This window comes from Zunongwangia atlantica 22II14-10F7 (assembly GCF_002094855.1).
GTDB classification, from domain to species: Bacteria; Bacteroidota; Bacteroidia; order Flavobacteriales; family Flavobacteriaceae; genus Zunongwangia; species Zunongwangia atlantica.
In genome coordinates this window covers 1-12,066 of the sequence record NZ_ARYN01000019.1, presented here as the reverse complement: position 1 = coordinate 12,066, position 12,066 = coordinate 1, and the positions used below count along the sequence as shown (strand labels likewise).

Here is a 12,066-nt window from a genome sequence, read left to right as displayed (position 1 = left end):
TTAACTTTAAATACTCCTTATTGTTCAAATAAATGGTAAATCATCACTTTTAATATTAATTCCAGGCTCTTCCAGTTATCACCTAGAGCGGCAACATCTAAGCCATAGGTTTTTCCTTTTCCTACAAGGGGCAAATCTCTGCGTTAGCCATCTTCTACTTTGTACACACCACGTTATCCTCGAGTGGATTTGCCCGTACTACATAATAATTGTTTTATCCATAAACCGCCGCCCTTGTCGTGATTGCCGGTTACACCTTTTAAACATACCGTAAGTGCCATATCCTTTGTTATCATGCTGTTATCGACAATAGGGTTACAGCACATAATCAACCTAATTCCTTAAATATGAAGAAATAGATGATACCTGATAAAACACTGATCAGGATAGTTTTCAACATATCCCATTTCAAAATGAAATATACAAAAGAGGCTATTAGAGCAATAATTAATGATCCAATATTAACTGTGCTCCATTCGGGAATCAACCACCTTGCTCCGTACAGATATTTTTCGTTAACCTCAGAGAAAAGGGTGTGGATTGCAAACCAGACACCCAGATTAAGTACAACCCCTACTACGGCAGCTGTAATTCCTGATAGTGCAGTGGTTAAACTTTTATTGCCCCGTAGGTATTCTATATAAGGAGCGCCTGTAAAAATGAATAGAAAGCAAGGTACAAAGGTAACCCAGGTAACCATCAGGGAAGCTAAAATTCCAGCTGTTAGAGGATCGAGAGAGCCGCTTAATCTATAGGCCCCCATGAAGCCTACGAACTGTACCACCTGTATCAGCGGACCCGGCGTAGTTTCGGCCATACCCAGTCCATCCAACATTTCACCGGATTGTAACCAGCCATAATCTTCAACCGCTTTTTGAGCGATATAGGCTAATACAGCATAAGCCCCTCCGAAAGTTACAACGGCCGTTTTACTGAAAAATAAGCCTTCCGAGAAGAAAATGTTTTCGACCCCAATCACCAGTCCAAGGATCAATAGTGGTAAAGACCATAGCGTTAGGAAAATAAAAATAGTCTTGAATGTTTTTTTTAAAGACGGCTTTACAGGTTGTATTTTGCTGTCAATCAATGTATTTTCATTATTATCCTTGTCTTTATGTTCTTCAGCTAATCTATGCCCTTTAATGACATGGAATTTTTCTTCCCAAAGTTTTCCGCCAATAAAACCTGTCAATCCCGCTGCTATTATTATATAAGGAAAATCTACCTCAAAGAAAAATATAGCTATAAAGGCCAAAGCCGCCAAAACAAACATGAGCTCATTTTTGATGGCCTTTTTACCTATTTTAATGACGGCTCCAACAACTATGGCTAAGACGGCAGGTTTAATACCGAAGAATATAGCTTCGACAATACCAACATCTCTGTAAGCAGCGTAAAGAATACTGAGAATTAGTATTGAAACAAATCCAGGTATTACAAATAAAATACCTGCAGTTACCCCCCCTTTCGTCCTATGCAGCAACCACCCAATATACGTGGCCAGCTGCTGGGCTTCCGGCCCAGGCAGCAGCATACAGTAATTGAGCGCATGTAAAAAGCGGTCCTCACTTATCCATTTTTTTTCTTCGACCAGAATTTTATGCATCACCGCAATCTGCCCGGCAGGTCCACCAAAGCTATAAATGGCTACTCTAATCCATACTTTTATGGCTTCTTTAAAGGGTAATTGCTCCATTAAACAATTTTTATGGCCTTATTATATCGTTCTGCTACATTATCCCAATTAATGATATTTAAAATCGTATCGACAAAATCCCCTCTTTTATTTTTGTGTTTCAAATAATATGCATGTTCCCACACATCAATAACCAATAACGGAATCACGCCCCACTGGGTCAGTTTCTGATGATTCTCACATTGCAAGATGGTTAGCGATCGGGAAAAGGGTTGATAACCCAAAATACCCCAGCCGCTTCCTTCTACGCCTTTAGATACTTTTGCTATATATACCTGGAGCTTTTCAAATGAGCCGAAATCTTTTTCTATCTGTTTCAATAGTTCTGCTTTGGGCTGTGTTTTTTTATTGGAAAGGTTTGTCCAGAAAATGGTATGTAGCACGTGGCTTGAAAAATGATACGCCAGTTTGCGTGTCCACAAATCAACCTGGTCTAAATCTCCTGATTTTAGGTGTTCTTTTATTTTAATCAAATCTTTGTTTGCACCTTTAACTGCTCCACCATGATGAAACTCATAGTGTAAGTGAAGGGTTTCTTCGTCCATATGTGGTTCCAAAAATGTTTTGTTGTAAGGAAGTGATTTCTGGATAAAGTTACCGTTTTTGTCGACCAACTTATCTATTCCATTTTCAGTCACATTCTGCGAAAATACATTGTTAGTAGGGAGTATGGTTGCTCCACCTAAAATTGCTGAGTTCCTTAAAAAATCTTTTCTGTCCATAATTTTTTCTTTTATATGATTAAAATGCTATTCCAACTTGAAAACCAAAAGTTACTGAAAAAGGTAAATCATTGCCGAATCTAAACGGAATGGGCGTAGCGAGGAAATAAGTTCCTTTTTAATTATAGGTCTGTTTATAACGGCTGTAAAACCATAACGGCCGTTGGTATTGAATGCAAGCCTGGTTAAAAAATTAAAACCTCCAATGTTTCGGTAGATAACACCTGGGTGAAAAAGTAATCCGGTTACCCTACTCGCACGATCATTAAAAGAAATCATAGGTGCAAACTCGATACTGTAAGCTATTTTGTCGCTCTGAAGGAAATTTATACCAACTGGAAAGCCTACTGTATAACTGCCATCAAAATTAAAGTGATTCCCGTCTTTTGTTATAGTGGCAATAGGATGCATAATACTAAAATAGTTTTTTATCTTAGGATAATTTGTTTCTTTATTTTCTACCTGTGAAAAAACAATTTTAGGGGTTAAAAAGGATAAAAGCAAAATAAGAATGATTTGGTTCCCGGCTCTGTTCATTATAGTTTCATGATTTTATTAAATGCAAGTATATGAATGGAATCTGTAGAAATTTGGGAAGCTGATTGGTTACCCGAAATTCACTTCAAAAATGTGCAATCCTTCTTCTTTATAATAATGAAGTCCCCATCCACTCGTTTCAGCTACCTTTAGAGCAATGGCTAATCCCAACCCCCAAGTATTGGGATTCCTGGATTGTTTGTAAAAACGGTTGAACAATTTATCCTTCTCAAATACTTTTCCTATTTCTTGCTTTTGCCCGGTATTGGCAATAATGAGCTTGTTTTCCATTATTTGAACGCTTACCATTCCATTCTCAATATTATGCAGAAAGGCGTTTTTAAGTAGGTTCTGTATCAGTATCTCCGTAAGCATAATATTTCCCTGCACTTTCAAACTATCTCGTGTTTCGGCTTTCACCGATATATTCAAGGCGGCTTTATGTTCTTCATAAAATTCCATGGATCGGCATAAAATTGTTTGAATATCAACCTGTTCCGAAAGGATAAACTGCCGGTTTTCGATTTTAGATAAGAGCAACAGAGTTTTACTCAGTTTTTTTAAGCGTTGTGTTGAACCGATAATGCCTTCAATAATTTCCGCCTGCTTCTTTGAAAGTTCAGCCTGCCCAATGAGTGCTTCCAGCCTTGACTGGATAATGGACAAGGGCGTTTGCATTTCATGTGAAGCGTTTTCAATAAATTGCTTTTGGCTTTGAAAGACTTCAGTATTTTTTCGGACCAGCTCATTCACAGCTTCATTCAGCATCCGGAACTCATCAATATTTGTAGATGGTAATTCGGGCATTTTCTCTTTATCAAAGCGCAAGAGCCGGAGCCTTTCGAGCATTTCAAAAAACGATTTCCATATTTTTTTGGAGATAATACGTTGGGTTAAGTAAAAAGAAAGCGCCAAGCCCATAAATAGGCTGCCGAGTGTAATGGCAATGGTACCTATCATTTCTCCCGCTTCCAGATGTGGCTTTATAATTTCCAGCCGGTAGTTATTATTGTGTAATTTCACATAAGCTGTAAGCTTTCGGTACTCATCAAACTCATCATCAACAGGCTCATAAATAAGAGTGTCAGTGTAGCTTTCATAGCTTTCCTGAAACACCTTCTTTTCAACAGGAAAAAAGGTAAAATCGTCTAGTGGGTTATCCTCTTTAAAAGGAGCTTCAGGATTTTCTTCTAGATAAGCTAGCAAGTTGACTTTGCGGTTGTTCAACACTTCATCTACATTTTGAAGTACATTCCAGCTAAGTACCAAATAAAACAATATCGAAAAAATCCCGAACAAGACGAGGAAATACAGCATTTGAAGGCGGGATGTGTAGGTAAGCAGCTTCATAAAGCCTGAATTTGATAACCTACCCCATAGATGTTATTTATTTCTACTTGTGCCCCGGCATCTTTCAGCTTTCGTTTGAGGTTCTTAATCTGAGAAAACAAAAAATCAAAACTCTGGGCCTCATCTACATAATCACCCCATACGTACTCTGCGAGCGCCATTTTAGAAATAATACGTTTATTATTGTTAATGAGGTGGATGAGTATAGCATATTCTTTTTTAGTAAATGAGATTGGCGTAGAAAAGTTATCTATTCTCACTAGGTATTGGCCTAGATCTATTACCATATTGGCAAAGCGGATAGGCTTATTGGTTTTAAACTGTTTCCTACGAATGACGGCTTTTATCCGGGCATTAAGTTCTGAAAAATAAAATGGTTTTATCAGGTAATCATCAGCTCCTAATTCGAGGCCAGTTAACTTATCATCTAGGGAATCTCTTGCAGAAAGAATAATAACACCATCAGTCTTATCTTCTTTTTTAAGAATTTCAAGAATTTCGAACCCACTGCCATCCGGTAAATTAATGTCTAGAATTAGACAGTCATAATCGTATAAATAAACACGTTCTTGGGCTGTTTGAAAGTTGCCTGCCGAATCATATAAATAGCCTTCTTTGGCCGCGAAATCCTCAAGGCTTTTTAACAGGTACGGTTCATCTTCTACAATCAGTAATTTCATAATAAATACAAATTAAGAAATTAATTCTGTAGAAATACTGGCTGAGCAATATCTTCTTCGCTTCAGTTCGATCTCAAAATCCATTGGCAAATAAAAAAATATGATCGGCAACCAAAACAATAACAGCTGAATCAAAGCCCCCAAAGTTTCTCAGTATAACGGACAAAAGTTTTTTAAAAGATAAATTTGGATTGGTGATAAATTTATGACCAAATACTTTGCTCTCAACGGCTTCCGGTAAATAGAAGCTAAAATGGAAAAAACAAAGGATTTTAAGGATATCAAATAGGTTAATTTTTATTAATAGGTTGATCAAAATTCCTAGACCTGAAATGATCCACCCAGTTTCGAAGAAATTCTGCGACAAATAAAGATATAAGCTATTTTAGAAGTAGTTTCTACTTTCTTCAGTATTTGAAAACAAAATTTGAACAAAAAACTTGAATCCGAATTGGTGACCTTGAAACAAGACTATTACAAAGTCTCTATTAATAAAGGTTTATAAATAAAAGGTACGGTCTGTTACCATTTCTGTTTTTTCATCGTTCAACTTTTCTCTTAAATTATCAATATCATTAGAAATTTTAGAATCAATTACTCGTGCATAGATCTGTGTAGTGGATAATTTGGTATGGCCTAAAAGCTTGGAAACTGTTTCTATGGGAACGCCATTAGCTAAAGTTATCGTTGTGGCAAAAGTATGCCTGGCGGTATGAAAACTCAGTTGTTTTTTTATTTTCACCTCTTTAGCTATTTCTTTTAAATACTGGTTGGTTTTCTGGTTGGAATAAACCGGTAGCAATTTTTCCGTTCCGTCTATTTTAGGATGAGTCTTATATCTTTTTAGAATTCGTTCCGCCTCTGCGAGTAATGGAACTCTCACAGCAGTATTCGTTTTACTCCTTCGGGTATAAATCCATTTATTGCCATCCACTCCAATTTGCAAATTGTTTTTATTTAAGGCTTTGGCATCAGCATAAGCCAGCCCGGTATAACAGGCAAAAACAAAAATATCCCGGTTAATAGTTAATACCGGTTTTTCAAACTCTTCGTTTTTGATCTTTTCCAGCTCGGTCTTGTTTAAATAAACCATATCCACCTGATCAAAGCGTAGCTTGAACCTTTTGGTGGGGTTCTTTTCAATCCAATCTAAATGTTCGGCCAGGCGCATTAGTTTTTTGAACCGCTCCATATGCTTCATTACTCCATTATTTTGAAGGCCCGGCAAAACACGTAAATAACTTTCAAATCCCAGGGTAAACTGGTAATCAATTTGCTTTAGATAAACATCTGAAGTATGATGCTGGGCTTTTAAATAATCTTTTAGGTAATTTTCCGTAGTCGTATAATTTTTCATGGTACCATATTTTAACACCTTATCCATCTTTTCTTTGTGATAGTTAATCAAATAGGTAAGCGTATAATGTTGCTGGTCACTACCCAGGTATCTAGCTTTGACTGTTTGTGTGGTTACCAGCAGTCCTTCTTTTAAAAGGCTATCATAGGTTTTATATAATTGCGCTTTGGTTTCATCAATCTTTTTATTGATCTGCCGACTTTCAGAAGTGTTACCGGTAAGTTTACTGGCTGATTGGTTCCACTTGTCTACCGGAATAGTTCGTTTTAAACTTATTTCTAATGATTTACCGTTAACGGTGATTCGGGCATAGAGGAGGGCTAAGGCTGGTTGCTTTTTCTTTTTGCGAATAAAAAAAGAAATGGAAAAGGTTTGACTGGTACGCATCGTTATGTTATTTTAATGAAACAATTAATTAAGGCGAAAGTCAAACTACCAATACGCAATTATGGAGTATCGGTAAGCTAAAAATACAAAAAAATAACTCACGATAAACTCACAAATTCCCAGTGAACTCACGGTGAACTCACATAAAATTTAACACTGTTTGTTAAAATTTGAGCAAAAAAGAAAGGGCAACTATATGAAAACCATATAATTACCCTTTAATTATGTTAAAATATAACTTGTTAAAGTCGGGGTGGCAGAACGCTACCCAGCCCTTAAATGCCTTGTCAATCGGGAGGTTTCGAAAGTTGCTTTCAAAAGGTCACCGAATCGGAACCATTTTATTCAATATCAATTGACTTTATTTCGTCAATTTCACTTAATACAAAAATAGCAAATTCTTTATCCTTTTCACCATAATAATTAATAGTATCAGAGCTTAAAAATATTATGCTAAAGGGAGTATTGGACATGTTCAAAATGCTCTTTAGTGAAAAAATCAGGTAGAGTAAAAGATATTGTTTTGCTTGATGGATCAAACGAAAGAATGGTAGGGATATAGAGTTTTCCAAGATCAAACATCAGATTAGGTGTTTTCAGTTCATCTTTTACTAATGTACTAAAAGAATCATATACCTAAACCAATTTTGGCAATCTGAAAATTTAATTTTAATGTTGCTTAGAGCTGTAGACTAAATTACCATTGCGTAAAAATTGTTTCGTTTAAATGGTAATAATTATAATTTTGGCTGGATAATTGCGTTAATAACATTAAAGATACCAAGAACTTCCCGGAACAACCGACAATTCTTCCTCGATTTATCGTTTTATCTATCACCTTTAATAACGCCTTAATTTGCAAAATCATCCTAAATTTTCACGGTCGTTAGATCGTAATTTTGTAAAACTTTTACAAAAAAGAGTTCGTCAGTATTTTAAAGATAATGAGATTTCCACCCATGCTAATCGCAGTATGGTAACAAAAACAATAGTAATGCTTTTATTGTTTTTAGGTCCTATAATTATTTTATGTTCGGGTATCGTCACATCTGCTTGGATGTTATTCTTACTTTATATTACCAGTGGTTTTGGTATGGCTGGAATTGGTATGGGGGTAATGCACGATGCTATTCATGGATCTTATTCTAAACATACAAAACTAAACACAATCCTTGGTTACTCTATGAATATTATTGGAGCAAATGCTACTGTTTGGCATTTGCAACACAATGTTTTACACCATACCTATACCAACATCCATGATGCCGATGATGATTTAAATATGCCATTTTTTTTACGATTTTCACCGCATAAAAAGAAATACAAAATTCATCGTTTTCAATTTATTTACGTGTGGTTTTTTTATAGTATTTCAACATTAGCTTGGATTAGCGCAAAAGATTTTGTGAGATTAACCAGGTATCGAAAGATGGGATTGATCGAAAATCGGAATAAATTTTATAAGAGCCTATTTCATTTGACTCTATGGAAATTGGCTTATTACAGTTACGCTATAGTCTTACCTATTATCGTATTGCCATTTTCTCCAAGGCTTATTATTCTTGCTTTTATATCCATGCATTTGATAACAGGCCTTCTAATAAGCTGTGTTTTTCAGGTCGCACATGTTATGCCGAATGTTGATTATCCATTAACGGATGATAAAGGTGAAATTGATAATAATTGGTTAGTACATCAATTACTAACTACCTCTAATTTTTCACCGAAGAATAAGATATTTTCCTGGTTAATAGGAGGATTGAATTATCAAATAGAACACCATTTGTTTCCTAATGTCTGTCATGTTCACTATCGTCATATTAGCCCAATTGTACAAAATACAGCGCTTGAATTTGGTATTCCTTATAATCAAAAATCAACCTTTACTGAAGCGATTGCAGATCATATCGCTATGTTAAGAAATCTTGGTAAACAATAGCAGGACTGCTATAATTAAAAAGCTCCTTAAATTTTAAGGAGCTTTTTATTTTATTGTTAGTAATTCTTTCTTCCATTAAAAATGAAGGGAAATCCTCCAAATACATAAATTAAAAAAATAAGTAAAAAACAGATAATAGCAATCGAAACTACGAAAACCTCTGTAAAAAGTAATGTCATATATCAAACATTATGGTTTGTATACAAATTTACATTATTCCTAATTATAAAAATACTCTATATGCTTTTTAAAATAACAAATAAAACTCTTTAGTGTTATTTAGCATATGTCTTTTTCTATTGAAGAGTCATTTTTTTAATGGTTCTGATAAAATAAAGTGCTTATAAGGTTAATACAAAGAAAAATGTTATACCTTACACTAGCATTACAAATACCTGTACCTAGGACTCCCCTAACGTTGATTATATTTAATTTTTCTCCTTTTTGGTTCTCTTTTCGGTAATGTTTATTCGTTTGCGGCACTAGTCAACACAAGTCGTTTTTATCAATATAATTAATTCGGGGTATTGTGTGACTATCCAATAAATATTTTAATTATAAAAAATTGATCCTATGGGAGACTCCGTTTCAAAAAAAGAATATAACAAAAAAAAGGTTGAAAAAAGAAAGCTGAAGCAGCAGCGTAGAGAGAATCGTAAGACTGATAATAATAAAGGGAAGACTTTTGAAGAAATGTTGATTTATGTCGATAAATCTGGCCATCTAAGTAAGGTTCCTCAAAATGATCCTAATCATGATGATGCCGCCCTTCATTCTTTTCAAGAAGATCAAAATCTCGATCATAAAACAAAACGAAAAGGAATTGTTATTTCTTTTTTTACAGAAAAAGGGTATGGTTTTATAAAAGATCAAAAATCTGGAACTAATATCTTTTTTCACATCTTAGATATTTTGGAAGATCTTATGCCACAAGACAAGGTTCTTTTTATAAAACAAAAAACAGTTAAGGGCTCCAAAGCTGTTCGGGTAGAAAAAAGGTGATTATGCTTTATTTGCTGAAGGTCTAAAAAGCCTTCAGATATGGAAAATTACCTTAGACTAAATATGGCTAATTACATTAAAATATCTTTAATATGGGGTATTAGCTCTAAGCTATTATTTCCAAATAAAATCTGGAATTGATATTTTTTAAAAAAGGAAAAGTGATTGCAAATATTTCAATTTCACCTCTGAAAATTCCTGAAAAATATCCAATCTTATCATTAGAGCTAAAGAAAACGTCATTCATTCGATTAATCAAGCTATTAAATCATAAAATATGAGACAACTTAAAATTATTAAACAGACAACAAATAAAAATGATCCAACTTTAAATTTTTATTTAAAAGACATCCATCCAATTGCTCTTGTTACAGGAGAAGAAGAAGTTGAACTTACAAGAAAAATTAAAGCTGGTGATCAGAAAGCTCTAAATATTCTTATCACATCAAATTTAAGGTTTGTGATTTCTGTAGCTAAGCAATACCAGTTTCAGGGCTTAAGCTTATCAGATTTAATTGCTGAAGGAAATATGGGGCTTATCAAAGCAGCCAATCGCTTCGACGAAACAAGAGGATTTAAATTCATTTCTTATGCTGTTTGGTGGATACGTCAGGGAATTGTACAATCAATCTCTGAGAACGCAAGGGTCGTAAGATTACCTCTAAATAAAATCGCTGTAATTAATAAAATTAGAAAAGCAAATTCTGAACTTCAGCAATTGTTACAGCGAGATGCTTCTTCCGAAGAAATTTCTGATTTTTTGCAACTCCCTTTAGCAGAAATAGAACAAGCAACAAAAAGTAATGCCACATACCTTTCCTTGGATAAACCACTAACAACAGATAGTAACAATTTAACTTTAGGACATATTATTAAAAGTGAAACAGATGATCCTGACCAAAAACTTTTAACCAAATCAGTATCGAAAGAAATCAGTCAATTGATGAACATACTAAAACACAGGGAAAAAGAAGTTATCATTTTATTATATGGTCTTAATGGACGCGAAGCTAAAAGCTTAAAAGATGTTAGTAAATATCTAGGCTTAACTTCAGAACGCGTTCGACAAATTAAGGAAATGGGACTAATTAAACTTCGTAATTCTCCGAAAGCAGCCAACGTTTTTCTAGACTTTTTTTGAGCTATTAGTATTAATATTGACTTTAAGTAATTCTTAGTTATTATTGACCTAATGAACTATAATTACGATTTGTTTAAAATAGGATAAGAAGTCAATTCATTTTCGAAATATATAAGTTCTTTAGCTTCTGGGTTATTTATTATTTTACAATAATAAATATTGTAAGCATAAATTCTTATACTTAGTTCTTGTTCAGGAAATTTTTTAGCACAAACGCGATCCATAGTTTGATATAAAGGCTTTTTATAAAGCATATGTAGTTTAGGTTAAATTTATAGTTACAATTTTGAATTTTTCATTGGCCTCTAAAGAATAAGTAATACCTGATGGGACAATAATAGAATCACCTGATTGAAGATATGTAGAAACTTCATCTACCACCATCTCTGCCTTCCCTTCAATCAAAAAATGAAGTTGAGTATTGGCTGATTTAACCGCTAAAACTTTACCATAGTCAAATGCCATCAACTCAACAATTCTAGATGCTTTATCAATTATAGTTCGTCTAATTATAGCATTAGAACTATAGGTAATTTCCTTTCGTAAATTAAAGGGAACCAACTGACCAAATTCATTTTCTTTCATCCTTAATTTAATTACAAACAATGAGTTTATTGCACTACTATATGCGACTGTGATAGATTGTCTTAGCACTATGAAATGTACATTGAATTATCGGTATAAATGATTTAAAACTGAATTATTAAAATTAGTGATCTAAAAGGTGTATGCATTGAGAGCTATCTTATGCATAGCCATTTTAAAATTTTGAACCACTTATAGATTTGAAATTTAATGTCAATAAAAAATATCCAAAAACAAATAACAAAGCTAGGCTAAGGGGTTATGCAAGAGGATAACACGCAAAGCGGTGTTATTCGACCCTTTTAATTTTTAAAACACTGTTATTTAGAGTTTTATAATTTTTAAATTTCGAAATATGTCCATCCCTGTGGATATATCCCGTTGGAAAGATCTATAAAGCCTAGAGTAATGTAACCAGAATGTCTTAGAATAGTATCCATTAAGGCAAAATTGCAATACTCCTCACCATATTTCCTTTCACTACGTTGCAGTCAAAACGGTTCGTCAAAATGATCTTGAACATAAGCCAAAAGCAAACAAAAAGTTTAATGGATTGAAGCGGAAAATTTACTTTTGTCTCACGTTCGCTTTAGCAGCATTCCAGTATGGTTGACCGATCTATATTTCATAGTTTTAAGTTTACATTGAATATTACAGCCTTACCTTTTTG

The 12,066-nt window shown here is 34.1% G+C and carries 10 protein-coding genes; 3 read left to right on the top strand and 7 right to left on the bottom strand.

Going from position 1 to position 12,066, the window contains the following annotated elements; all coding sequences use genetic code 11:
- Window positions 1-328: 328 nt before the first annotated feature.
- From chrA to IIF7_RS17595, 6 genes are all read right to left on the bottom strand, one after another.
- Entirely contained in the window at window positions 329-1,696 is a 1,368-nt protein-coding gene (gene chrA / locus IIF7_RS17625; protein ID WP_084843003.1) for a chromate efflux transporter, read from the bottom strand.
- Complete coding sequence (locus IIF7_RS17620) at window positions 1,696-2,418, bottom strand: superoxide dismutase (protein ID WP_008615545.1); 723 nt, start codon at window positions 2,416-2,418, stop codon at window positions 1,696-1,698. Before IIF7_RS17620 ends, chrA begins: the two co-directional genes overlap by 1 nt.
- 51 nt (window positions 2,419-2,469) lie before the next feature.
- Complete coding sequence (locus IIF7_RS17615; protein ID WP_245801669.1) at window positions 2,470-2,955, bottom strand: hypothetical protein; 486 nt, start codon at window positions 2,953-2,955, stop codon at window positions 2,470-2,472.
- A 69-nt stretch (window positions 2,956-3,024) separates the two neighbouring features.
- Window positions 3,025-4,305 carry a sensor histidine kinase gene (locus tag IIF7_RS17610; RefSeq protein ID WP_008615542.1) on the bottom strand — a complete coding sequence of 427 codons (1,281 nt, stop codon included), beginning with the start codon at window positions 4,303-4,305 and terminating at the stop codon, window positions 3,025-3,027.
- A complete protein-coding gene (locus tag IIF7_RS17605; RefSeq protein ID WP_008615540.1) occupies window positions 4,302-4,985 on the bottom strand; it encodes a response regulator transcription factor in 684 nt (227 codons plus the stop codon). Before IIF7_RS17605 ends, IIF7_RS17610 begins: the two co-directional genes overlap by 4 nt.
- A gap of 499 nt (window positions 4,986-5,484) precedes the next feature.
- Window positions 5,485-6,729, bottom strand: a complete 1,245-nt coding sequence (locus IIF7_RS17595) for a site-specific integrase (protein ID WP_008615538.1) — start codon at window positions 6,727-6,729, stop codon at window positions 5,485-5,487.
- 856 nt (window positions 6,730-7,585) lie between these two features.
- On the opposite strand from IIF7_RS17595, the gene IIF7_RS17590 reads away from it, so the two are divergent.
- The 3 genes from IIF7_RS17590 to IIF7_RS17580 all read left to right on the top strand — a co-directional run bounded on the left by IIF7_RS17590 (window position 7,586) and on the right by IIF7_RS17580 (window position 10,811).
- A complete protein-coding gene (locus tag IIF7_RS17590; RefSeq protein ID WP_084843002.1) occupies window positions 7,586-8,668 on the top strand; it encodes a fatty acid desaturase family protein in 1,083 nt (360 codons plus the stop codon).
- Between the two features lie 573 nt (window positions 8,669-9,241).
- Entirely contained in the window at window positions 9,242-9,670 is a 429-nt protein-coding gene (locus IIF7_RS17585; RefSeq protein ID WP_084843001.1) for a cold shock domain-containing protein, read from the top strand.
- A gap of 277 nt (window positions 9,671-9,947) precedes the next feature.
- Window positions 9,948-10,811 carry a sigma-70 family RNA polymerase sigma factor gene (locus IIF7_RS17580; protein WP_084843000.1) on the top strand — a complete coding sequence of 288 codons (864 nt, stop codon included), beginning with the start codon at window positions 9,948-9,950 and terminating at the stop codon, window positions 10,809-10,811.
- 261 nt (window positions 10,812-11,072) lie between these two features.
- Here the strand turns inward: IIF7_RS17580 and IIF7_RS17570 are convergent, their stop codons facing one another.
- Window positions 11,073-11,396, bottom strand: coding sequence for a cupin domain-containing protein (locus IIF7_RS17570; protein WP_084842998.1), 324 nt, complete (start codon window positions 11,394-11,396; stop codon window positions 11,073-11,075).
- Between the last annotated feature and the right edge of the window lie 670 nt (window positions 11,397-12,066).

Bases quoted from the DNA above. Each gene is read 5' to 3' on its own strand.
- IIF7_RS17615 (WP_245801669.1), bottom strand. From the start codon at position 2,955: ATGAACAGAGCCGGGAACCAAATCATTCTTATTTTGCTTTTATCCTTT.
- IIF7_RS17610 (WP_008615542.1), bottom strand. From the start codon at position 4,305: ATGAAGCTGCTTACCTACACATCCCGCCTTCAAATGCTGTATTTCCTC.
- IIF7_RS17580 (WP_084843000.1), top strand. From the start codon at position 9,948: ATGAGACAACTTAAAATTATTAAACAGACAACAAATAAAAATGATCCA.
- IIF7_RS17595 (WP_008615538.1), bottom strand. From the start codon at position 6,729: ATGCGTACCAGTCAAACCTTTTCCATTTCTTTTTTTATTCGCAAAAAG.
- IIF7_RS17620 (WP_008615545.1), bottom strand. From the start codon at position 2,418: ATGGACAGAAAAGATTTTTTAAGGAACTCAGCAATTTTAGGTGGAGCA.
- chrA (WP_084843003.1), bottom strand. From the start codon at position 1,696: ATGGAGCAATTACCCTTTAAAGAAGCCATAAAAGTATGGATTAGAGTA.
- IIF7_RS17605 (WP_008615540.1), bottom strand. From the start codon at position 4,985: ATGAAATTACTGATTGTAGAAGATGAACCGTACCTGTTAAAAAGCCTT.
- IIF7_RS17585 (WP_084843001.1), top strand. From the start codon at position 9,242: ATGGGAGACTCCGTTTCAAAAAAAGAATATAACAAAAAAAAGGTTGAA.
- IIF7_RS17570 (WP_084842998.1), bottom strand. From the start codon at position 11,396: ATGAAAGAAAATGAATTTGGTCAGTTGGTTCCCTTTAATTTACGAAAG.